The 20,385-nt window shown below is 46.3% G+C and carries 25 protein-coding genes, 2 tRNA genes and 1 pseudogene; 15 read left to right on the plus strand and 13 right to left on the minus strand.

All coding sequences use genetic code 11. The features are described from left to right. Positions 1-122 precede the first annotated feature (122 nt). Positions 123-515: pseudogene (locus ACP2WE_RS22160) on the minus strand (helix-turn-helix domain-containing protein); the annotation flags it as partial. 270 nt (positions 516-785) lie between these two features. Between ACP2WE_RS22160 and ACP2WE_RS22165 the strand changes: the two are divergent. After that, complete coding sequence (locus tag ACP2WE_RS22165; RefSeq protein WP_425217708.1) at positions 786-1,016, plus strand: hypothetical protein; 231 nt, start codon at positions 786-788, stop codon at positions 1,014-1,016. Positions 1,017-1,054: 38 nt separating this feature from the next. Next, on the plus strand, positions 1,055-1,312 hold the full coding sequence (locus ACP2WE_RS22170) for a cell filamentation protein Fic (RefSeq protein WP_425217709.1): 258 nt from the start codon (positions 1,055-1,057) through the stop codon (positions 1,310-1,312). Here ACP2WE_RS22170 and ACP2WE_RS22175 read toward each other — a convergent pair. The 3 genes from ACP2WE_RS22175 to ACP2WE_RS22185 form a co-directional block, all read right to left on the minus strand. After that, positions 1,296-1,463, minus strand: a complete 168-nt coding sequence (locus ACP2WE_RS22175) for a hypothetical protein (protein WP_425217710.1) — start codon at positions 1,461-1,463, stop codon at positions 1,296-1,298. The two genes, ACP2WE_RS22170 and ACP2WE_RS22175, sit on opposite strands and share 17 nt — an antisense overlap. Before the next feature lie 107 nt (positions 1,464-1,570). Then, entirely contained in the window at positions 1,571-1,780 is a 210-nt protein-coding gene (locus ACP2WE_RS22180) for a hypothetical protein (protein ID WP_425217711.1), read from the minus strand. Between the two features lie 59 nt (positions 1,781-1,839). Continuing rightward, on the minus strand, positions 1,840-2,292 hold the full coding sequence (locus tag ACP2WE_RS22185; protein WP_425217712.1) for a J domain-containing protein: 453 nt from the start codon (positions 2,290-2,292) through the stop codon (positions 1,840-1,842). 363 nt (positions 2,293-2,655) lie between these two features. On the opposite strand from ACP2WE_RS22185, the gene ACP2WE_RS22190 reads away from it, so the two are divergent. Next, positions 2,656-2,799, plus strand: a complete 144-nt coding sequence (locus ACP2WE_RS22190) for a hypothetical protein (RefSeq protein ID WP_425217713.1) — start codon at positions 2,656-2,658, stop codon at positions 2,797-2,799. A 22-nt stretch (positions 2,800-2,821) separates the two neighbouring features. Here the strand turns inward: ACP2WE_RS22190 and ACP2WE_RS22195 are convergent, their stop codons facing one another. Continuing rightward, a complete protein-coding gene (locus ACP2WE_RS22195) occupies positions 2,822-3,277 on the minus strand; it encodes a DUF29 domain-containing protein (RefSeq protein ID WP_425217714.1) in 456 nt (151 codons plus the stop codon). Positions 3,278-3,422: 145 nt separating this feature from the next. Between ACP2WE_RS22195 and ACP2WE_RS22200 the strand changes: the two genes are divergently transcribed. From ACP2WE_RS22200 to ACP2WE_RS22210, 3 genes are all read left to right on the plus strand, one after another. Beyond that, positions 3,423-5,291 carry an NAD(P)H-quinone oxidoreductase subunit F gene (locus ACP2WE_RS22200; protein ID WP_425217715.1) on the plus strand — a complete coding sequence of 623 codons (1,869 nt, stop codon included), beginning with the start codon at positions 3,423-3,425 and terminating at the stop codon, positions 5,289-5,291. Between the two features lie 59 nt (positions 5,292-5,350). Then, a complete protein-coding gene (locus ACP2WE_RS22205; RefSeq protein ID WP_425217716.1) occupies positions 5,351-6,880 on the plus strand; it encodes an NADH-quinone oxidoreductase subunit M in 1,530 nt (509 codons plus the stop codon). Positions 6,881-6,942: 62 nt separating this feature from the next. Next, the gene (locus tag ACP2WE_RS22210; protein WP_442778038.1) at positions 6,943-7,557 is read left to right on the plus strand and encodes a cadmium resistance transporter; all 615 of its coding nucleotides are present in this window, start codon (positions 6,943-6,945) and stop codon (positions 7,555-7,557) included. A 36-nt stretch (positions 7,558-7,593) separates the two neighbouring features. Here ACP2WE_RS22210 and ACP2WE_RS22215 read toward each other — a convergent pair whose 3' ends face one another. After that, positions 7,594-8,403: a TrmH family RNA methyltransferase gene (locus ACP2WE_RS22215; RefSeq protein ID WP_425217718.1), complete on the minus strand. Its 810-nt coding sequence runs from the start codon at positions 8,401-8,403 to the stop codon at positions 7,594-7,596. A 61-nt stretch (positions 8,404-8,464) separates the two neighbouring features. Beyond that, a tRNA-Leu gene (locus ACP2WE_RS22220) sits at positions 8,465-8,546 on the minus strand. A gap of 288 nt (positions 8,547-8,834) precedes the next feature. Here ACP2WE_RS22220 and ACP2WE_RS22225 point away from each other — a divergent pair. Beyond that, positions 8,835-10,244, plus strand: a complete 1,410-nt coding sequence (locus ACP2WE_RS22225) for a sugar transferase (RefSeq protein WP_425217766.1) — start codon at positions 8,835-8,837, stop codon at positions 10,242-10,244. Between the two features lie 134 nt (positions 10,245-10,378). Then, a tRNA-Met gene (locus tag ACP2WE_RS22230) sits at positions 10,379-10,452 on the plus strand. Positions 10,453-10,595: 143 nt separating this feature from the next. On the opposite strand, the gene surE is transcribed toward ACP2WE_RS22230, so the two are convergent. Further along, positions 10,596-11,315: a 5'/3'-nucleotidase SurE gene (gene surE, locus ACP2WE_RS22235; RefSeq protein WP_425217719.1), complete on the minus strand. Its 720-nt coding sequence runs from the start codon at positions 11,313-11,315 to the stop codon at positions 10,596-10,598. Then, the gene (gene ndhO / locus ACP2WE_RS22240) at positions 11,315-11,530 is read right to left on the minus strand and encodes an NAD(P)H-quinone oxidoreductase subunit O (RefSeq protein ID WP_330484934.1); all 216 of its coding nucleotides are present in this window, start codon (positions 11,528-11,530) and stop codon (positions 11,315-11,317) included. The genes surE and ndhO overlap by 1 nt, the downstream gene beginning before the upstream one ends. Before the next feature lie 146 nt (positions 11,531-11,676). Between ndhO and ACP2WE_RS22245 the strand changes: the two genes are divergently transcribed. The 5 genes from ACP2WE_RS22245 to malQ all read left to right on the plus strand — a co-directional run bounded on the left by ACP2WE_RS22245 (position 11,677) and on the right by malQ (position 15,875). Then, complete coding sequence (locus tag ACP2WE_RS22245; RefSeq protein WP_425217720.1) at positions 11,677-11,925, plus strand: Ycf34 family protein; 249 nt, start codon at positions 11,677-11,679, stop codon at positions 11,923-11,925. Positions 11,926-11,937: 12 nt separating this feature from the next. Beyond that, the gene (locus ACP2WE_RS22250; RefSeq protein WP_425217721.1) at positions 11,938-12,822 is read left to right on the plus strand and encodes an NAD(P)-dependent oxidoreductase; all 885 of its coding nucleotides are present in this window, start codon (positions 11,938-11,940) and stop codon (positions 12,820-12,822) included. 51 nt (positions 12,823-12,873) lie between these two features. Next, positions 12,874-13,494, plus strand: coding sequence for a trimeric intracellular cation channel family protein (locus ACP2WE_RS22255; protein WP_425217722.1), 621 nt, complete (start codon positions 12,874-12,876; stop codon positions 13,492-13,494). Between the two features lie 181 nt (positions 13,495-13,675). Then, complete coding sequence (locus ACP2WE_RS22260; protein ID WP_425217723.1) at positions 13,676-14,287, plus strand: type IV pilin-like G/H family protein; 612 nt, start codon at positions 13,676-13,678, stop codon at positions 14,285-14,287. Positions 14,288-14,375: 88 nt separating this feature from the next. Then, entirely contained in the window at positions 14,376-15,875 is a 1,500-nt protein-coding gene (gene malQ, locus ACP2WE_RS22265; RefSeq protein ID WP_425217724.1) for a 4-alpha-glucanotransferase, read from the plus strand. Positions 15,876-15,989: 114 nt separating this feature from the next. Here the strand turns inward: malQ and ACP2WE_RS22270 are convergent, their stop codons facing one another. Together ACP2WE_RS22270 and ACP2WE_RS22275 are read right to left on the minus strand one after the other, a co-directional pair. Beyond that, a complete protein-coding gene (locus ACP2WE_RS22270; protein ID WP_425217725.1) occupies positions 15,990-16,487 on the minus strand; it encodes a Dps family protein in 498 nt (165 codons plus the stop codon). A gap of 269 nt (positions 16,488-16,756) precedes the next feature. After that, complete coding sequence (locus ACP2WE_RS22275) at positions 16,757-17,020, minus strand: ParB N-terminal domain-containing protein (protein ID WP_425217726.1); 264 nt, start codon at positions 17,018-17,020, stop codon at positions 16,757-16,759. A 163-nt stretch (positions 17,021-17,183) separates the two neighbouring features. Here ACP2WE_RS22275 and ACP2WE_RS22280 point away from each other — a divergent pair, with 163 nt between their 5' ends. After that, positions 17,184-17,480 (plus strand): hypothetical protein, encoded by a 297-nt coding sequence (locus tag ACP2WE_RS22280; RefSeq protein ID WP_425217727.1) that lies wholly within the window; start codon positions 17,184-17,186, stop codon positions 17,478-17,480. A gap of 115 nt (positions 17,481-17,595) precedes the next feature. On the opposite strand, the gene ACP2WE_RS22285 is transcribed toward ACP2WE_RS22280, so the two are convergent. Further along, positions 17,596-18,312 (minus strand): hypothetical protein, encoded by a 717-nt coding sequence (locus tag ACP2WE_RS22285; RefSeq protein ID WP_425217728.1) that lies wholly within the window; start codon positions 18,310-18,312, stop codon positions 17,596-17,598. A gap of 118 nt (positions 18,313-18,430) precedes the next feature. Next, positions 18,431-19,279, minus strand: coding sequence for a thiazole synthase (locus ACP2WE_RS22290; protein WP_425217767.1), 849 nt, complete (start codon positions 19,277-19,279; stop codon positions 18,431-18,433). Between the two features lie 122 nt (positions 19,280-19,401). Here ACP2WE_RS22290 and ACP2WE_RS22295 point away from each other — a divergent pair, with 122 nt between their 5' ends. After that, positions 19,402-20,343 carry a F0F1 ATP synthase subunit gamma gene (locus tag ACP2WE_RS22295; RefSeq protein WP_425217729.1) on the plus strand — a complete coding sequence of 314 codons (942 nt, stop codon included), beginning with the start codon at positions 19,402-19,404 and terminating at the stop codon, positions 20,341-20,343. Positions 20,344-20,385: the final 42 nt, after the last annotated feature.

Here is a 20,385-nt window from a genome sequence, read left to right on the forward strand (position 1 = left end):
TTTTAATAGGACAAGGTCATCGACAAGGTTTTTTTAAATGACTCTAATTGGTTTGGGTTTTGCTTGCTATTTTGGGGACGGGCGACTTTGAGTTTAGCTTTGAGTCGGTATCGGGTCATTTNATACACGGTATGATAGCTTGCTTCTACTCCTAATTTCTCTGCTAACCATTGCTTTACTGCTCCATAACTTCTGAACCCTTCTGCTTCCTGCAATCGTTTGGCTAATGCTGTTTCTGCCCATTTGGGTATTACTCTGACATGGGGATTGGGGATTGGTTTTCTTTCTAGCATCCCCTCGAGTCCTTTCTTCCGATAGACTGTTAGCCATTTTTGTACGGTGCATCGGTTTCTTCCCAGGGCTCTAGCGATCTCTGTAACTGTTGGGTGCTGCTGTTGCTTTAACCAGTACAACACCTGCAAACGCTCTTTGTTATTAGGTTGTTTTTCTTGGCGCAGGAGTTCTGCTAGTTCTTGTTCTGTTTCTTTGATGACGATCGCTGTTTTCCCTGCCATCTTACTTCTGCCTTTATACTTTTTTCTCTAGTTTAGTCTATCTGTTATCCTACGCCTTTAAATTGGTATTACAAATGGGCGATCCCATTTACAGGCAAAAGTAACAGCGTTTGCTTCTCTAAACAATCCCGCGATCGAAAGGCGATCGCTCTAGGTTTAGGCTTAGCGCTTATCAAACTCAAGCCACCAGTCTTATTATCGATATTCCTATGTTTCCGATAATAAGACTGCTAAAATTATGCAGTATCAACGAAATCGATAATAACAACTGTGTCAGCTAGAGCAGGACGATATATAGAGCAGCTAGGTGGATACAAAGCTTTTATCCCTAGCCCCCTCCCTCCCGATCCTCCCGTAATCATGAATAACGTCCCCTGCTATATATTTCCTACTACTTTAAGAGACATCGTGCTGAGTATTACGATCGCCTCCAAGCAGTTAGGGACAAAGGTGCGTGGGAAAGCTGGCTTATATTTTTCCTGCAAGGGGTGTGTGAGGTAGCTCAGGAAGCCGCTGACAATGCTCGCAGAATTGTTAATATGAAAGAGGAGCACCGACAATTAGTGCTACAGAGGATGGGGCGGCGATCGGGTAGTGCGATTGCTTTACTTGAACAACTGTACTACCGACCGATTGTAACTGTCGAAAATGTACAAGAGATCGCACAACTTTCCTATGCAAATGCGAATACACTGATCAAAGACCTCTGCAATTTGGAGCTGTTGAGAGAAACCACAGGGCAAAAGCGCAATCGCGTGTTTGCCTATGCCCCATATTTAGCTATTTTCGAGGATTGATCGCGATCGACCGACAAACTGTTAGACCGCCTCTCTTATCGCTGGCTTGGGTTAGCTGCATGGAAATGGTCGAGTTTTTGTCATAGTCGATATCAGAAATGCTAAGATTCTCTTGGATTAATGGTTTTTCGATTGCATTTATCGGTCTCATAATCCGTAGGTCCCGTGTTCAAATCACGGTGCTGCTATAGGTTCCAGAAACTTTCAATATCGACGGTGACCGAAATGGTGACCGTTTTTTGGTTTTGTCGTGATTGCTTAGCGCCTTTCTGGTGGTTTGTCCCAATAACTACGAATGGCATCTACGTTAAAAAAGTACTTGGCTTTTCGCGCTCCAACCTTGCGACGATCTTGGTAATGAACCCCTTGTTTGAGTTCGCTGAGGTAGCCTAGCAGAGCTTTTCCGCTAGAAAGTCCTAAAGCTTCGGCGGCAGCGATGGTGGGTAAATATTTTGTAGTGGTATTCATTGGTTCGCTCTCCCCCTGTCAGGTTCGGTTGTAAATAGCTAAATTGTTTTTTATTGCGGTTACTTGCGAATCGATTTATAGATTTCAAGTGCTTGATTGATTTGCTGTTGGCGTTCTTTAGTACCACCGCGATCGGGGTGAGCTTCTTTTGATAAGCGAACGTAAGAGGCTTTCACTTCATCGATCGAAGCATCTGGGTTGACCTCTAAAACCTGCCACCAATCAAGACTCGAAGGCAAAGCCTGATAGCCCATAAATGCCTGTTGCAGGCTACCCACTCCCCAACGCTGCATGCCGCGCATCGCGTCGATATCTTTGACGATCGCCCAAGTGTTATCCACTACTTTGTCCCACCTGTCGCAAGCTAGAACCAAATCTCGGTTGTCGAACCGAAAGTAAACGGCTACGCTCGGATCTTCTGACTCGCAGGCAGTACGGTTGGCTTGCCGTTTGGAGGGGAATATGGGAACTTTGCAACGATAATAGGCTTGTCGAAATTTCCGCTTCGGCACTTTGCCATATTCGATCCAAACTCCCGAAGGTGTGATGATATAGCATTTTTCACTTCGGAACAAGCAAGAGATATAGGGTCAAAGCTTTCTATAGCAGGCTTTCAACTCTACTCTTCTCATTTGAACACCTCTATACCACTGGTCCGAATTGCATCGCGTTCTTGCTCCAACTTGACTAGAAGATCGTGCAGATCCTCAGCCATGCCAGAATAATCGAACCTGCCTTGCCGTATCTTGTCTAGATTTTCGGCATCGATGCTTCGATCCGCCCCTAGAACATCGGGGCGATCTGGAACTTGACGCCAAAGATCTCTAGGCGTTGCATTTCATCCTTGAATTGGCGGAGTTATTACACAAAATCCTATGCTGCGTGTTCAGCATCTACTCGAACATGAAAAATATCGCTCAGCCCAAATGCAAGATATGTTCAGCCGCTTTGTCACGTTGTTTATGAATGCCCCAAACTTGTGGGATTTCAAATTTAGCGAGTCATTTAGCAAGGTCTGATAATGCCGATTTAAGGTAGTTTTTAAACAGGTAAAAACTCGTCATTCATAATCTCTGTGAATAAGTCATAGGGGCATTCTGCTGGGAATGTGGCGATCGGTAAGCCAGTCTCGGCTTTTGCTTGTTTTAACGCTTCGGCATAGCACTCAGTCAAGATACTGGTTAGATAAGGCTTGAGGCTAGGAGATTCTTGTAAAGATTTCTTGATGCGTCGGCGATGTTCGATCGCGCTGCTTTCCCAACTTCCACTTCTGCATTCGGGTTGGTATTGCCATTTGAGTAAATGCAAAAGAATCACGATTAGATTGCTTTCTAGGCTTCTGCGTTCGCTCTTCCCCATATCTCGAAGCTCTTCAACCAAATTTTCCCAATCTATGTGCTTATAGTCTTGATTCTGTAATTTCTCTAGGGTTGACTCGATCCATTGCAGATAGTCAGCGTCGTACAGCGTTAGATGATGGGGTTTTGCAAGAGTCATAACCGTACTCCATGTGCGATAGGTATAGCTTACCAAAGGTATTCGGTAAGGTGAGATCGCCTGCTCAAAATTGCGTCCTATGTTTTGTTGTAAGCTGATGTTTGATTACATAAAATCTTTAAAATCTATAACGAAAACTCTATAAATGTTTGTAGAAACTGTTTGGCTGGTTCCTTTTTATGGGTTGCTGGGTGCAGTTTTAACTTTACCTTGGGCAGTAGGTATAGTAACTCGCACAGGTCCTCGTCCTGCCGCCTATATTAATTTATTAATGACGATACTCTCCGTCGTGCATAGCATTTTTGTATTGCATGCAGTCTGGGGACTACCACCACAACAGTCGTCGTTTACTTGGTTTCAGGCATACGATCTGAGCCTCAGCTTTTCCTTAGACCTGTCGCCTGTGAGTGCAGGGGCCGCAGTTTTAGTCGGTGCGATCAGCTTGATTGCCCAAGTCTATGCGATCGGCTATATGGAAACAGACTGGGCGATCGCTAGGTTTTTTGCCCTGATGGGCTTTTTTGAAGGAGCGATGAGTGGTATTGCTTTTAGCGATTCGCTCTTTTTTAGCTATGCCTTGTTAGAACTGCTGACCCTCTCAACCTATTTGCTGGTGGGGTTTTGGTATGCCCAACCCCTCGTGGTCACCGCTGCCCGCGACGCATTTTGGACAAAACGGGTGGGCGATTTGTTTTTGCTCATGGGTGTGGTTGCACTGTCTAGCCTAACGGGTAGCCTGAATTTTTCCGATCTAAAAGTATGGGCAGAGTCTCAACCAACCATTGATTATTTTGCCAACCATCCCCAATTTGCGGCTTTATTAGGTCTGGCGTTGATTGCGGGACCAACAGGCAAATGCGCTCAAGTACCCCTGCACCTATGGCTAGATGAAGCCATGGAAGGTCCCAATCCAGCTTCGATTTTACGGAATTCAGTGGTGGTGGCTTCGGGTGCTTATGTGCTGATCAAACTCCAGCCTTTGCTAGGACTATCACCCTTTGCCTCCTCGACTTTGGTAATGATTGGGGCAATCACGGCTGTGGGGGCATCTGTGGTAGCGATCGCCCAGATCGATCTAAAACGCGCCTTATCCCATTCCACTAGCGCCCACTTGGGCTTGGTATTTATTGCGGTAGGGATGCAGCAAACCGATATTGCCCTTTGCTTTTTGTTTACCCACGCGATCGCCAAGTCTCTTATATTTATGAGTAGCGGTTCGGTGATGATGACGGTAATTACCCAAGATTTGACAGAAATGGGTGGTCTTTGGTCGCGGATGCCTGCAACCACAATTGCGTTTTTGGTTGGTTCTTTTAGCCTTGTTGCAATATTCCCGCTTGGCAATTTCTGGACGATGCTGCAATGGGTCGAGGCTTTTTGGGATTCCCAACCTGTGCTGGTGTTGGTGTTGCTTTTGGTGAATGGCATCACAGCCTATGGGTTAACCCGTATTTTCGGTTTAGTATTTCTCGGCCCACCGAAACCTAAAACTCGTCGCGCCCCAGAAGTTCCCTGGCCCGTGGCTTTTCCCATGGTAGCTCTAACGATCTTAGCTTTGCTCGTACCTTGGTTGCTGTTGTCTTGGAACCTAGCGATCGACTGGGCATCCGTAGACATGCCTGCCGTCGCGCTTGTGGTTGGTTCGGGCATTGTGGGATGTTTTAGTGCCGCCAGAAGTTACATCAATCAATACGAAATGGGTAGTACCGTTTCTTTACCCCCCAAACTAGTTACCCAATTTCAAAGACCGATCGCTAACTTTTTTGCGAATGACCTCTACGTTCAAGACCTCTATAGAGTCAGTGCAGTTTTTGTGGTGGCAAAAAGCTCTAAAGCCTTGGGCTGGATCGATCGCTATTTGGTCGATGGGGCAGTCAACTTTTTAGGGCTGGCTTCCATCTTTAGTGGAGAGAGTCTCAGATATACAATCACAGGGCGATCGCAGCAATATATTTTCACAATTTTGCTCGGCATCATGCTTGTGGTTGCGGCGGCTTTCTTAAGCTTTCGCTAACTACTTCTCACCCCTCCTCTTTTTCATTCCACTTCATAGGTTCAAGTTCGAGATAAATCATGTTAAGTACGCTGATTTGGATGCCGATCGCTGGCGCAGTCTTAATGGTGCTTTTGGGAAATTTACTCCCCCCTAAGCAATTTCGTTCCGTTGCTTTGATCGTTGGTCTTCTAACTTTAAGTTGGGCAGCTTTGCTGTTGCTTAAATTCGATCCGAGCAATCCTGGGATGCAGCTCAAGGAATCTTTGGCTTGGTTGGATGCGATCGGCTTGACCTATCAGTTAGGCGTAGATGGACTATCTTTACCTCTGGTACTGCTGAATAGCTTTCTGGTATGTATTGCTATTTTTAGCAGTGGTGATGTCAAGCGACCGATGTTTTACTATCCCCTATTGCTTTTGCTGAGTGGGGTGGTGTCGGGGGCTTTCTTATCCCAAAATCTCCTGCTCTTCTTCTTGTTTTATGAAGTGGAATTGATTCCCCTATATTTATTGATTGCGATTTGGGGCGGCGAACGTCGTGCCTATGCTGCCATGAAGTTTCTGATTTACACGGCAATTTCAGGAATTCTGCTCTTACTGGCTTTCTTTGGTGCTTCTAGTTTGGCAACCGCAGGCTTGAGTTCGGGCATTAGCTTTGATTTTGAGGTGTTGCGATCGCAAACGCTTCCAGTCAATATGCAAGGAATTCTATTAATTCTGTTGTTGTTGGGCTTTGGCATTAAAATTCCCCTCGTTCCCTTTCATACATGGTTACCCGACGCCCACGTTGAGGCTTCCACGCCGATCTCCACGCTGTTAGCAGGGGTGCTGTTAAAGTTGGGAACCTATGGACTATTGCGATTTGGGTTAGGTCTTTTTCCTGATGCATGGAAAGTCTTGGCTCCTTGGTTGGCAACTTGGGCGGTAGTGAGCGTGCTCTATGGTTGTCTGACTGCAATCACGCAACGGGATATGAAAAAGATGGTTGCCTATAGTTCGGTCGGTCATATGGGCTATATTTTGCTGGGTATGGCAGCAGCAACCCCCCTATCTTTGTTGGGTGCAACCTTCCAGATGGTCAGTCACGGCTTAATTTCGGCTTTGCTGTTTTTACTGGTCGGTGTGGTTTATGCCAAGGCTGGAACGCGCAATCTCGATGCCCTGAATGGACTGCTCAACCCCGAACGAGGTTTGCCTGTGGCAGGTACGTTGATGATCTTGGCAGCGATGGCAAGTGCGGGGATTCCAGGGATGGTGGGCTTTATTGCTGAGTTTCTAATTTTTAGAGGTAGTTTCCCCGTGTTTCCCGTGCAGACACTCCTTTGCATGATCGGGACGGGGCTAACCGCAGTATATTTCTTGATTTTGATCGACCAAGCATTTTTTGGTCGTCTATCTGTAAATAAGAATTACAAAGAAGGTGACACGCCGATCGAATCTGGCGAAGCATCTACGGGACAAATGATCAATTTGCCACCTTCTCTATGGCAAGATCGCGCTCCTGCGGTTGTGCTGGCATTAATTATTGTGATTTTAGGCTTGCAGCCCAATTGGGTATCGCACTGGATCGAACAGGCAACGGGTGCGATCGCCTTGGTTCCAGGTTGATATAAAACGCGCCTAGCGCCCTCGTATCTATTCCTCAATAGTTGGAGATGTACAGCATGGGTATTGGATGGCTGGCTAAATTAATCGTGGCAGCAGTTTCTGCCTTTGTGGCGACAAATATTGATGACATCATCATCCTCACGATCTTTTATAGCCAAGTCAGCCCAACCTTTCGTTCTAAGCACATTTTTATTGGTCAATATCTTGGCTTTAGTGCGCTGATTTTGCTGAGTCTACCTGGTTTTTTGGGAGGTTTGGTCATACCGAGAACTTGGATCGGGCTTTTGGGTTTTGTTCCCATTGCGATCGGAATTCACACCCTCATCAGTCACCAAGATGACGAAAATCATGCCCAGAACACATCTCCTGAATTTCGCTCTAGGTCTTTCCTCTCGAGTTTTTTTGCTCCCCAGATCTACCATGTCGCAGCAGTAACATTCGCGAATGGAGGAGATAACATCAGTATCTATATTCCCTTATTTGCGAGTTCTGATTTGGTGGGTTTAGGAGTGATTTTATCTGTTTTTTTCCTACTTGTGGGGCTGTGGTGCTATGCTGCCCATCTACTGACTCGTTATCAACCCTTTGCCCGTGTTTTGACCCGTTATGGTAAAGCATTTGTTCCCTATGTCTTGATTGGATTGGGCATTTATATCTTGATTGAAAGTAGAACCTAATACCAAGTTCAATTGAAAGTGCAACAGATCTTCTATTTATAAGAACCGCCTTTGGCGAAAGGCTTCGTAGAGCAATAAAGATCCGCAAATTGCCACATTCAGAGATTCCACATGGTTATTTAAGGGAATTGTGACGGCATCATCGGCTAAGTCGATCAATTCCCTAGATAGGCCTTTGCCTTCATTTCCCAACAAAATCAAACTTGGTTGCGTAAAGTCATAATCCCAATAGGCAGTCGAAGCATGGGGAAGCGTTGCGATCGCTTTCATCCCTTGTTTCTGCAATTTTTGCACTTCTGTGGGCAAATCTCTGACAGACTGCATCGGACAGCGAAACCATTGTCCTGCGGTAGCGCGAATAATCTTGGGGTGGGTTAAGTCTACGCTGTCTTGACTTACCAACAGCCCATCGATGCCGACGGCAACTGCCGATCGGATCGTCGCGCCTAAATTTCCAGGATCTTGGATTGTCTCTAGGACAACACCCAAGGTTTGAATTCTCGGAGATGTGGCGTTGACTTGAATCGGTGCTACCGCGATCGCCCCATCAGGGTTTACGGTGGTGGCGATCGCTGCCAAGACCTCTTCACTCACTAGTTCTAGTCTCAAGCCTTGGCGCTCTGTCTGCAATTCAGCTTGGCTCTGGATTTGTGCGTAAAGCTGTGGATTGAGTGCCGCCCATGACTCTGTATGACAAACAATCGATAAAGGGTAAGACGTGGCGATCGCCTCGGTTAAGGCATGGGTTCCTTCGATTAAAAATAATTGCTGCTGCTTGCGCTCTTTGGAACTCGCCCCAAGTTGGCGTAATTGCTTGACAAGAGGATTACGAGTACTAGCGATCATCTCTCTTGCTTTGAGCTTCAAACTTAGCTTCAAACTTAAGTGGGTGGCAGGTTTAAGAGAATGCGGAACGGGAGACTTGAACTCCCAAACCTTTCAGTACATGTACCTGAAACATGCGCGTCTACCAATTCCGCCAGTTCCGCATCACAATCAGCATCGAGTTATCGCGATCCTGTTGCAAATAATAAGTTTGCTCTAATCGGTGTCTTGTGTCAATCATTTTTTGAGTTCTATACATCTCCCCTTGGCAAATGGAGCATGGGTGAGGCGATCTTTAAAATTTGCCATGACCCTTTCGCTGCAAATTTTGGGCAAGATAAATAGTATGCAAAAGCTAACAGTTAAATGCTCATAGCTTTTTGCTTATGGCTTCTCGCTCAAATACCCCAAACAGGTGCGTTAATGTGATTAGCGATCGCAAACAAGTTCAAATGACTGATATCAGAGCCTGCAAACAACTCCAACTAGGCAATCAACTCAAGTTAGGTTGGTTAACTACCCTCGTACTCATCCTAGGGGACATTGTGGGGTTGGCGATCGCATGGCGTATTGCGGAAAAGGTCAACCGTGCATTTTCCCCTTTGCCACCACAACTAGACTGGGGGAAATGGTTTGGGCTATCAGGTTTATTCTGGGCATTTGCGGCTGGAACGGTTTTAGCTTTCGCCTACCATAATTTTTATTCCACCGATTCACAATGGCGAAATTATGTCAAACAGGCACAGGTAATTAGTGGGATTTACCTGTCATCGCTGGTGCTTGTCTATTTTTACGATCCAAAATTGAGTGCGCCGCGATCGCTATTTTTCCCTGCTTGGCTAGCTAGTATTCTCTGCGTACTGGGGCTGAGGCTAGTTCTAACCTTGCTGCTCGAACAGTTTTGCACTGCCCGCACCCAGACCCCTGTATTTATCATTGCACCTGCCGATCGGATTCCCGTTTTGGCTGAGTTGATTACCGCCAGAACGGGCTATCGAGTCGTAGGCTCGGTGGTTTCCTCCTTAGCGAATACAGCTTCAGCCATGCAGTTGATTTCGCTGTCAGAGGCAAGAGAGGTGATTGCTGAAAATTTGCCTGAGACCCAATTAGCCTCCAATTTGTATTGGCAACTGCGAAATGCTGGGATCGGGTTGCGGCTTTTGCCCTCTAGCCTGATGATGCTGCACCGACGGGGCTCGCCAGAGATTTTTGCAGGCATGCCGATGATTCGGCTAGAAGCACAGTTTTTTAGTGTTTGGGAATATAGCTTTAAGCGGATGCTCGACTTTGTAGGGGCAGCGATCGGACTGCTCGTGCTTGCGCCTGTGTTTATTGTTGTAGCGATCGCGATCAAACTCACTTCTAAAGGCAGCGTGTTTTATTGCCAAGAACGGGTGGGCTTGCATGGGCAAGTATTCCGCATGTGGAAGTTTCGCAGTATGTATAAGGATGCTGAACGTTTTCAAGCAGAACTAGAACGCTTAAACGAGAGCAAAGATGGCGTCATGTTTAAAATTAAGCAGGATCCGCGCATCATCCCGATCGGCCACTTTTTGCGACGGACGAGTATGGATGAGCTACCGCAGTTGTTTAACGTACTGATCGGGCAAATGAGTTTAGTTGGGCCCCGCCCATTACCGATTAGGGACGTGGCAAAGTTTGACAGTTGGCATCATACAAGACATTTGGTCGTACCTGGAATCACAGGGTTATGGCAAATTTCGGGGCGATCGGATTTAGCGACAATTGATGACGCAGCTCGCCTAGATTTGTTTTATATCGATCATTGGTCGCTCAACTTAGATTTAAGCATTTTGGTCGAAACTGTCAGAATCGTCCTATTTGGTAAAGGTGCTTACTAAATTTTGCATTCAAAATTAAATCCCTAAAACCTATACTCTTAAAGTCTTTCAGGATTAGATTTGCTTGCGCTTCTAGCAAATTAAGGAAATTAGCACGCATCTATCCATATAGTCTGCTATACTGATTTACATAACGCGGGGTAGAGCAGCCTGGTAGCTCGTCGGGCTCATAACCCGAAGGTCGTTGGTTCAAATCCATCCCCCGCCATTTCTAGCTTTAATTAGCTCATTAAAAATAAAAGAAAATAAAAGAAGGCAAAACTAGTTTTTGCCTTCTTTTATTTTATGGTAGTAACTAGGTTAACGCCTAGGACGATCGCTCTTATGCGGAATCGCAAGATCGGGAAATTCTTACAAATCAATTTGGGTAATGGCGATATTGCCTGAAAAGCAGACATCAACATCTGTGCCCTCAGAGCGATCGCGTTTTTGATAATTACCTGCATACATGAGGTACTCGCCCTCGATCTTAAAACTCACAGGTAAAGGCAGCGTAGAGCGATCGCAAAATATCATGGCTGGATCGGGGGCATCGGCATCTAAGTGGGGCAAGTTAACATTCCAAAAGCTCCCCGCAGGGATCGCCTGCCCAGACAATTTGGTTAAGACTTGAGCCGTCAGATCGGCAGCGCGTTCCCAGTCAACCTGTTTGCCCTTGGCGCGATAGTGAGAAATTGCAATCCCTGGAATGCGGTGCAGTGCCGCTTCGCGCACCGCTGCCACTGTGCCTGAAATATAGACATCTGCACCCAAATTGCCACCATCGTTAATGCCCGACAGGACAAGTTTAATTTCAGGATGTCGATCTCCCAAACATAAATGCCCCAACGCGACGCGGACGCAATCGGCAGGTGTACCCGCGATCGCATAGACATCCTCAGCGCGTTTGCTGACATGAATAGGGCTATGGGTTGTAACCTGATGCCCGCAACCTGAATGATGGTCGCGCGGAGCGACAATGATGTCCCCAGTACCAAAGGCTTTAGTGCCAAAGGCTTTAGCCACAGCTTTCTGTAGCGCCCAGATTCCAGGGGCATCAATGCCATCATCATTGGTCAAAATCAACGCCATTAAGCTTGCTCTTGTAGCTGATCTTTATGCAACCAAATCGGGGGTGTGGACACCTGCCCAAACTTTACCTGTACGTAATCACCGCGAAATTCGGTAACTTCACCATTGGTCTCAAAAATGTAGCTAGACCAACGCGTATCGTTTGCTTGAGCTTCGACACTATTCTCTAGCTTTTCACGAATTGCTTTCACCAACGAACCCTTTTTTAATGCCATATTTCTGTCAATGTTGAGAATCTATAACTTCTACTAGGTATTGTATCCGCTTTCTTGGTTTGGCTTGTTAGGATGTAGAAAAGTTGTCGGTTGTCCGTTGCCAGTTGTCAGCTTTTTGGGAACCACTCAATTCCTTGTTAACGACCATGTGTATTTGCATTAACTGCCATTACGTCGATCGCTGCGTGACCTACCATGCCGTAGAAGAACAGCATCAACAAGCACATCTAACCGCAGCACCTGATTTTGAGGCAACCTCGCCCACAATCAATGTCAACATTCGCACCCATAATGATGAAATTCAGATGGAGTGGGATGTGGTTGGTTGTGAGAGCTTTACGCCCGAAATGGGTAAATGGGTGAAATTGCGACCAGGCGAACTAGTCCCGACATAGGTAAGTCTCAACATGACCGATCGGAAAATTGCCTTTTTAGGGTTAGGTGTGATGGGAAGTGCCATGGCGGCCAACTTGGTAAAGCGTGGCTTTGCCGTCAAGGGTTGGAATCGCACGAAAGATCGTCCCAGCATTGCAGCCTTTCTAGACGCTGGCGGAATTATTGCGCCATCACTTCAGGTAGCCGTGCAGGATGCCGATGTTATTTGGCTATGTCTAGGCGATGTGCCTGATGTCAAAGCGGTAATTTTAGGACATGGGGGCGTTGCCGAATGTGCAAAACCTGGGGCTTTGATTGTCGATAGCAGCACCATTGGGTCAGATGCTGCCAAGCAAATTGGGCGAGCATTAAGCGATCGTTCCTTACGATTTCTCGATGCGCCCGTCTCTGGCGGGGATGTGGGGGCAAAAAATGCCACGCTCACATTCATGGTAGGTGGCGATCCGCAGGATTTTGCAGAATGTCAGCCTTTATTTACAGCGATGGGCAAAACCATGCGTCTATGCGGTGCGGTAGGTAGCGGACAGGGGGTAAAACTCTGCAATCAAACCTTGGCTTCGATCTATATGGTGGCTCTCTGTGAGGCGATGCAACTAGCCGAGCAAATGGAAATCGATCCCAATCTAGTCATAGAAGTATGCGGCAGTGGGGCAGCGGCATCTTGGGCATTAACCAATCTAGGTTCCAAGGTTTCTCAATCCGACTTTGAGCCAGGATTTACGATTAAGAATATGCTTAAAGATCTCAGACTGGTGACAGAAATTCGTGCCGCTCGTGACAAGGATTTACCAGGAGTAGAACTCGCCAGACAATTATTCCAACAGGTAAGCGAACTAGATGGAGGGAGCGACCAGGGTACGCAGGCAATGATTCGAGCTTACAAAGAAAATCCTTGAAAAATCTTTGAGCAATAAATTATCCCTACACATATCGCTTGAAGAGGTTAAATGCCAGAGAACAACAAGTTTCTATTAGCAGTGGATTTAGTCGGTACGTTTGTCTTTGCCCTTGAGGGTGCAACGGTAGCAATTGGAGTACAGTTAGATTTTTTTGGCGTGATGGTGGTGTCTTTTGTGACAGCATCTGGAGGCGGAATTATTCGCGACCTGTTAATTGGCTCAGTTCCTCCAGCATCAATTCGAGATCGGCGATATTTAATCACAGCTATTTTAGGCGGGGTCGTCGTCTTTTTTTTGCACCAGTTTGTTGTGCAGATTCCTTCTTCGATCATTGTCGTACTTGATGCGGCTGGGTTAGGGTTGTTTGCCATTGCAGGTGCATCAAAAGCTCTTGATTATGGCATAGACCCACTAATGTCAGTTTTAATGGGAACGATCGCAGGGGTAGGCGGAGGTACTGTGCGTGACATTTTGCTATCCCGTATTCCATCCATACTCCGAGTTGACATTTATGCAGTTGCAGCCTTAGTAGGAGCGGCCGTCACGATCTTTGGTGTCAGTCGAGGAATGCCTCGCAATCTAATGATGGCATTGGGGATAACGGTATGTTTTTTGCTTCGAGTCGTCAGTGTTTGGCAACAATGGAATCTGCCAAAGGCGATCTCTTGAAAATACAAGTCAATGACAAACGGTGTTGAGGCATTCTAGGTATCACTGCCAGATTGCGATCGCGATCGCATCCCCCTCAACTATCCCTGCGAAAATATAGCTTTAGCGATCGTCGATACGGAGTATTCAGTCACCTAGACATTATCAAACCCCTAGTTTTTATAGTTGGAGGAAAATCGTTATGAGAGACAAGCAAACGCAAATTAAGGATGAAGGATCTCAAAGGATGGAACTTCGCAACCCACTTGTAGAAGACCCTTCAGATCCAGAGATTGAAGCACTTCGCAAGCGTAAAGGAAGAAATAGGATACTAGGATGGACGGTTTCTCTATCCATTATGGGTGTGCTGATTGCTATGGCTTTACCATCGTTTTTACTCAAATTCGTTGGTATTGGCTGTGAGCTACCTCCACTACTTACTGGTATTGATGCTTTAAACCAAGGTCAATACAACTTTTATATGAACCATCGAACTTTTGCTACTTCTATTTTCGATCCTCGATTTACCCATGGGATTGAGCCTGAAACGGATGATTATAAATACTCCATCCATGCTACAAAGAATGCAGCATTTAGTTATGGCATTCCCAAAAAGTCTTCACTGCGAAGCCAAGTAGGAGCAGTCTTTGTTGTGCCTGTTTCTAAAAATCATCCAGAGGTAGTAAAGAGCATCTCGCCCACAGCCTCAATTTTCTGTGCCGCCGATCTTCCAGGAGTTACGAAACTACCCGAACCCTTTTTACAGGATGGCACTCCTACTTGTCCTAAGGGTACGCAGGTCGTAAAAAATTAAAACTTTTGCCCATTAGGCATATCTCTAATGTAGAGTAAAACTTGGTTTTGATTTTCCAACTCACCTCAAGATTTTAACGGTTGCCTATATGCCATTTCAGCGTTCCAGTGGAGTTTTGCTGCATCCTACTTCCTTGCCAAGTCAGTTTGGCATAGGTGATTTGGGGCAGTCAGCCTATCAGTTTATTGATTTCCTTGCCAAAAGCGGACAAAAACTGTGGCAAGTGCTTCCACTAGGACCCACAGGGTATGGCAACTCTCCCTACATGAGCTATAGCGCGATCGCGGGCAATCACTTACTGATTAGTCCAGAACTCTTGGTAGAACAAAACTTACTGACTGAGGCAGATTTTGAAGATGTGCCAGAGTTTGCAGCGGATATCGTCGAATTCGATCGAGCAATTCTCTACAAAATGCAATTGCTGCAAATTGCCTACGATCGCTTCCAAGATCGACTCAAGCACCAACATAATCATGAGTATGGTCAGTTTTGTTTGGAGGAAGCAAAGTGGCTAGACGATTATGCGCTATTTATGGCATTGGTGGAAGAGAATCCATCGGTGACTTGGAATAATTGGGACAAAGCGATCGCCCATCGTCAGCCAGAAGTAATCAGAGAACAAACAGAAGTCTTACGCGATCGGATTGCATTCCATAAGTTTTTGCAGTTCCAGTTCTTTCAGCAATGGCTGGCACTTAAAAAATATGCCAACGACCAGAATATTCAAATTATTGGCGATATTCCTATCTATGTTTCTCACCATAGTGCGGATGTCTGGGCAAATCCTGAAAACTTTGCTCTAGACCCAGACACCTTTGAGGTAGACATGATGGCAGGAGTACCACCAGACTACTTTAGCGAAACGGGACAATTGTGGGGAAATCCTGTCTATAACTGGGAATATCTGCAAGAAACTGAGTTTGCTTGGTGGATCGAAAGATTTAAGTTTTTACATCGCTATGTAGACCTGATTCGCATCGATCACTTCCGAGGGTTTGAAGCATTTTGGCAAGTCCCCTCAGGCGAGTTAACTGCCATAAATGGAGAATGGCAAAAAGCTCCCGGGGTAGAACTGTTTGAGCGGCTAAAAGAGGTGCTAGGAAGCTTGCCAATTATGGCGGAAGATCTGGGCATTATGACCACTGAAGTGGAGGAACTAAGGGATAGATTTGAGTTCCCTGGAATGCGGGTTTTACTTTTCTCCTTTGGCGGTGGTCCCGACAACTTCCATTTACCCCACCATTATCCCAAGAATAGCGTCGTGTATACGGGTACGCATGATAACGATACGGCAGTGGGCTGGTGGCGACGGGCTAGCAAATACGAACGAGAACTATTCCACAAATATATCGTTGGCTATGCAGCGGGTGAAGAAATTAATTGGGTGCTGATTCGCCTCGCCATGGCATCGGTTTCTAATCAGGCGATTATTCCTTTGCAAGATATTTTGGGTTTAGATAATAGCGCCCGTATGAATATCCCTGGGACATCGTCTGGTAACTGGGATTGGCGCTTTAACGACTTGGAAATACTGTCAGAGCAACTGAGCGATCGCTTGTTAGAAGTTACGCGCCTATACAGCCGATAGCATCATCGTCCTCAGGATTTTAATTTGGCGATCGCATCCCCTGTCTATTGGTTTTATCCTTGGATGCGATCGCGCTTTAACTGCTCTCAATCAAGCCTCAACTTGCGGAGGTGTCTATTCCTCTAACATACTTCGCAACATCCAAGCATTCTTTTCGTGAAGCTGCATCCGTTGCGTTAGCAGATCGGCTGTAGGCTCATCATTCACCTTGTCCACAGTGGGGAAAAGCGAACGCGCCGTGCGTACCACGGCTTCTTGTCCCTCCACCAAAAAACGTAACATTTCTTCGGCTTTAGGAACACCCTCTGTTTCTGGAATGGAAGTGAGTTTGGCATATTCCGAATAAGTACCAGGAGCAGGGAAACCTAGTGCCCGAATGCGCTCGGCAATTAGATCGACTGCCAGAGCTAGTTCGGTATACTGAGTCTCAAACATGAGATGTAAGGTATTGAACATCGGTCCTGTCACATTCCAATGGAAGTTATGGGTTTTGAGATAGAGAGAATAGGTGTCAGCCAGAAGGTGTGAGAGTCCTGTGGCGATCTCTTTACGATCTTTGGCATCAATGCCCAGATTGATTTCTGGAGCTGCCTTGTCTTTAGATTTACCCATGAGTAATTTCTCCTGAATTTCTCGAATGTATGTTTTTAGATGTAGCGGTCAGTTATCAGTTATCAGTTGTCAGTTGTCAGTTTTGGTATATTCAGTATATTGCCAACGCCAAATGCCTGTCTCAATTTCTACATAATTCCCGATTCGCTATGGGGGTTGGATTGATAGCTTTGCTCTGTATCAATGTATAAAGGCTCGATGTACAAAGGATCGATGTACAAAGATTTTCTAGGAACTGGGGAAAGGATCCGTTATGGGTTCAGCTCCACTTAAGCCAAGTGCATCTGTAGCACTGATTTGGGTGCGCGGCGAACTCTACATAAGATTGTCTCATGACCAAGCCGATCGCAGGCTTCATAACGGTGACAGCCAGAGAAACCATAGTATTCTCCTTCTACTTCCAGCACATCAATGGGCTCCTGTTGACCGATCTCAGCGATCGATTGCATGAGGGCTTGCACTTTGACTGGATCGTTTTGGCGCGGCAATGGACGACGAATTTTTTGGATCGGAACTGCTTGAATCTTTGCCATATCTCAGCGCTCGAATTTCATTAGCTAAATCATAATCGTTATGAGTATGGATTGTCAATTCTGCCAAACATAGTTCTGTCTTTGGATACAGAGTATTACAGCGATCGCTGCGGCAAACTATAAAAGCTAAACTTTACTTTGACAGAAAGCATTTCTTGGAAATGTGGGGAGATTAAATCCATTGACTTCAGCAGCGATCGCCATGTTTCAACCACCTTCTTCATCAAGCCGATTTTCCCAAGCCCTTGTGACCCAACCTGCTCAGGTGTGCTACCGCCATCTTAAATTGGAAGACCTAGATAAACCTGTAGCTGGTCTAGACTATGAGGGGCATACCTACAGTTTTTTTAAAGCCTTCTCAGATTGGGCGGAGACAGAAAAAGTTGCCAGTCGAATGTCCGATCGCTACGTGATTACGACAACCAAAAAAGGTTGGGTAATTTGGGTGTTTGAATATTAGAAATCAGATATAGCAATCCTTGTTTGATTGGTACCAGTCGCTTACATAAAGTTACCGAAAAAAAAAGGGAATATAATACTCCCCATTGAAAAATCAGATTAAATCGCCCGAATTTTTAGCGAGATCGGTGAAAAGTCCCTGTGCGAGTGTTGCCGTTGCGACCTGTAACTGTTGCGTTACCTGAAAACATGCCGCCACCTTCGCGAGTACCTGTGATGTTTGTGGTACGAGTTTTGCCATTGGGGAAAGTAACTACACGATTACCCGTACAGTTGCCATCTGTGCACGACCCCGTGCGGTTATAGGTCGTCTGTTTGCCATTGACTCCAGTAATTGTCCCAGTATTGCTACAAGTACCACCTGTGCATGAACCTGTGCGGTTATAGGTCGTCTGTTTGCCGTTAGCCCCAGTAATTGTCCCAGTATTGCTACAAGTACCACCTGTGCACGAACCTGTGCGGTTATAGGTCGTCTGACCATTGACTCCAGTAACCGTCCCTGTATTGTTTACAGTGTTACCTGTGCGAGTACGCTGTCCGTCAATTTGGTAAGTATTGGTTTGACCATTCTGGTTTGTTCGCGTTACCGAGCCATCATAGCCACCATTTCCGTCGAATGTATATGTATCCGTAGACGATCTAGTGCGCCCATTGGGATAAGTAACTGTGCGATTGCCCGTTACTGTATTGCCATCGCGTGTGACACTAGTTGTTGCGTTTCTATTCTGTCCTGTGACTGTAAGCTCACCTGCCACTACTGCAGATGTAGACAGCATACTAACGCCTAAGCAAATGCCTAGAGCCATGAGTGGTTTATGGATAAAACGTTGCATCTTGTATAACCTCTAAATGAGTTTGCAATAAGTTTATCCCCCTTGCGTTTTTAGACGACCCAAGAACGAAAAAGGTTCAAATCTCTCTAAAAACACTAAATTATAAGCGTTTTAAAAGCTAATTAACTGTCCCCGTCAGAGGCGAACTAGCACTGGCTGAGGCTTTGATCGGAATGCGCCCAGCTAGGTAGGCAAACCTGCCTGCGGTAGTTGCCATGCCCATTGCCGTTGCCATCGCGATCGGGTTTTGTGCCTGCGCGATCGCGGTGTTGATCAACAAAGCATCTGCGCCTAATTCCATCGCGGCTGCGGCTTCGCTCGGTACGCCGATACCTGCATCCACCACCACGGGTACTTTGGCTTGGTCGATGATAATGGCGATATTGGCAGCATTCTTAATTCCTTGACCGGAACCAATGGGCGAACCTAGGGGCATCACTGTCACACAGCCTATTTCTTCGAGGGCTTTTGCCAACATGGGGTCAGCATTGATGTAGGGCAACACGGCAAAGCCTTCCTTAACTAGCTGCTCGGCAGCTCGATACGTACCAATGGGATCGGGAAGCAGGTACTTGAGATCGGGAATGACTTCTAATTTGACAAAATTATTATCTTCTTGCCCCAAAATCTTCGCCATTTCTCGTCCTAAACGCGCCACCCGCACCGCTTCATCAGCGGTTTGACAACCTGCGGTGTTAGGTAACAGCCAAATTTTTTGCCAATCTAGGGCTTCGGCAAGACCTTCATGGCCTGGGGCATTGGTTTGAACGCGTCTTACGGCTACGGTGACAATTTCGCTGCCACTCGCGGCGATCGCCTGTCGCATCACCTCAAAATTGCTATATTTACCCGTTCCGGTCATCAGGCGAGAGCGAAACGTCCGCCCAGCAATTTCTAGAGGGCGATCGCCAAAACTGCGATCGGGGTTAGAACTGCCATTTGTGAGGTCGAGAGACTGTACGATCATGGATTCAGACAAAAGGATTACTGCTTAGACTCAGGATATTACGAGAGTTTGCGATTTAGAAGCGCAATTTTTTATTAAGATGGTTCTAATACCTCCTGCAATGTTTGTAGCAAACTGAATTCATGGCAAACCTTAAATTTATTCGCGATCGCATCTCTAGCGTTAAAAACACACGCAAAATTACTGAAGCCATGCGCCTCGTTGCCGCCGCCAAAGTACGGCGCGCCCAACAGCAGGTCTTAGCAACACGTCCCTTTGCCGATCGTTTGGCTCAAGTTCTCTACCGCCTTCAAAGCCGTATCAAGTTTGAAGATGCCAATTTGCCTCTGTTAGAAGAGCGCCCTGTTAAGACAGTGGGTATTTTGGTGATATCTGGCGATCGCGGTCTCTGTGGTGGCTACAACACAAACGTGATCCGTCGCGCCGAAAACCGTGCCAAAGAGCTAAAAGCCCAAGGCATTGATTACCAATACATCTTGGTTGGACGTAAAGCTGTCCAGTACTTCACCCGTCGCAGTCAGCCCATCGCTGCCAAATTTGCCAACCTAGAGCAAATCCCCACTGCTGCTGAGGCAAACATGATCGTGGACGAAGCCATCTCTGCTTTCTTAGCGGGCAAGATCGATCGCGTAGAACTGATCTACACGCGCTTCCTTTCGCTGATTAGCTCTAAACCAGTAGTTCAGACCCTCTTGCCGATCGAACCTCAAGGGCTCGAACCTACGGACGATGAAATTTTCCGATTGATCACCAGAGGCGGTCAGTTTCAAGTCGAAAGAGAAAAGGTTGAGACCACCGTGCGCGAATCTCCTAGAGATTTGATTTTCGAGCAAGAGCCCGTGCAAATCTTGAATGCCCTCTTGCCTCTTTACCTAGATAACCAGTTGCTCCGCGCCATGCAAGAAGCTGCTGCCAGCGAACTAGCCTCACGGATGACTGCAATGAATAATGCCAGCGACAATGCTGTAGATTTAATCAGCAGTTTGACCTTGCAGTACAACAAAGCTCGTCAAGCCAGCATTACTCAAGAGATCCTAGAAGTTGTTGGCGGATCTTCCGTCTAACGCGAATCGAATTCAAAAAAATGTAGGGGCAATTCATGAATT

The sequence above is a fragment of the Tumidithrix helvetica PCC 7403 genome, from assembly GCF_965232925.1.
Lineage (GTDB): Bacteria > Cyanobacteriota > Cyanobacteriia > Pseudanabaenales > Pseudanabaenaceae > Tumidithrix > Tumidithrix helvetica.

Excerpts from the sequence above, each read along its gene's own strand:
- ACP2WE_RS22255 (WP_425217722.1), top strand. The coding sequence starts at position 12,874 with ATGCCAGAGAACAACAAGTTTCTATTAGCAGTGGATTTAGTCGGTACG.
- ACP2WE_RS22175 (WP_425217710.1), bottom strand. The coding sequence starts at position 1,463 with ATGAGACCGATAAATGCAATCGAAAAACCATTAATCCAAGAGAATCTT.
- ACP2WE_RS22190 (WP_425217713.1), top strand. The coding sequence starts at position 2,656 with ATGCTGCGTGTTCAGCATCTACTCGAACATGAAAAATATCGCTCAGCC.
- ACP2WE_RS22200 (WP_425217715.1), top strand. The coding sequence starts at position 3,423 with ATGTTTGTAGAAACTGTTTGGCTGGTTCCTTTTTATGGGTTGCTGGGT.
- ACP2WE_RS22260 (WP_425217723.1), top strand. The coding sequence starts at position 13,676 with ATGAGAGACAAGCAAACGCAAATTAAGGATGAAGGATCTCAAAGGATG.
- ndhO (WP_330484934.1), bottom strand. The coding sequence starts at position 11,530 with ATGGCATTAAAAAAGGGTTCGTTGGTGAAAGCAATTCGTGAAAAGCTA.
- ACP2WE_RS22275 (WP_425217726.1), bottom strand. The coding sequence starts at position 17,020 with ATGGCAAAGATTCAAGCAGTTCCGATCCAAAAAATTCGTCGTCCATTG.
- ACP2WE_RS22245 (WP_425217720.1), top strand. The coding sequence starts at position 11,677 with ATGTGTATTTGCATTAACTGCCATTACGTCGATCGCTGCGTGACCTAC.
- ACP2WE_RS22225 (WP_425217766.1), top strand. The coding sequence starts at position 8,835 with ATGACTGATATCAGAGCCTGCAAACAACTCCAACTAGGCAATCAACTC.
- ACP2WE_RS22270 (WP_425217725.1), bottom strand. The coding sequence starts at position 16,487 with ATGGGTAAATCTAAAGACAAGGCAGCTCCAGAAATCAATCTGGGCATT.
- ACP2WE_RS22195 (WP_425217714.1), bottom strand. The coding sequence starts at position 3,277 with ATGACTCTTGCAAAACCCCATCATCTAACGCTGTACGACGCTGACTAT.
- ACP2WE_RS22250 (WP_425217721.1), top strand. The coding sequence starts at position 11,938 with ATGACCGATCGGAAAATTGCCTTTTTAGGGTTAGGTGTGATGGGAAGT.
- ACP2WE_RS22290 (WP_425217767.1), bottom strand. The coding sequence starts at position 19,279 with ATGATCGTACAGTCTCTCGACCTCACAAATGGCAGTTCTAACCCCGAT.
- surE (WP_425217719.1), bottom strand. The coding sequence starts at position 11,315 with ATGGCGTTGATTTTGACCAATGATGATGGCATTGATGCCCCTGGAATC.
- ACP2WE_RS22295 (WP_425217729.1), top strand. The coding sequence starts at position 19,402 with ATGGCAAACCTTAAATTTATTCGCGATCGCATCTCTAGCGTTAAAAAC.
- ACP2WE_RS22285 (WP_425217728.1), bottom strand. The coding sequence starts at position 18,312 with ATGCAACGTTTTATCCATAAACCACTCATGGCTCTAGGCATTTGCTTA.
- malQ (WP_425217724.1), top strand. The coding sequence starts at position 14,376 with ATGCCATTTCAGCGTTCCAGTGGAGTTTTGCTGCATCCTACTTCCTTG.
- ACP2WE_RS22180 (WP_425217711.1), bottom strand. The coding sequence starts at position 1,780 with ATGAATACCACTACAAAATATTTACCCACCATCGCTGCCGCCGAAGCT.
- ACP2WE_RS22170 (WP_425217709.1), top strand. The coding sequence starts at position 1,055 with ATGAAAGAGGAGCACCGACAATTAGTGCTACAGAGGATGGGGCGGCGA.
- ACP2WE_RS22205 (WP_425217716.1), top strand. The coding sequence starts at position 5,351 with ATGTTAAGTACGCTGATTTGGATGCCGATCGCTGGCGCAGTCTTAATG.
- ACP2WE_RS22215 (WP_425217718.1), bottom strand. The coding sequence starts at position 8,403 with ATGATCGCTAGTACTCGTAATCCTCTTGTCAAGCAATTACGCCAACTT.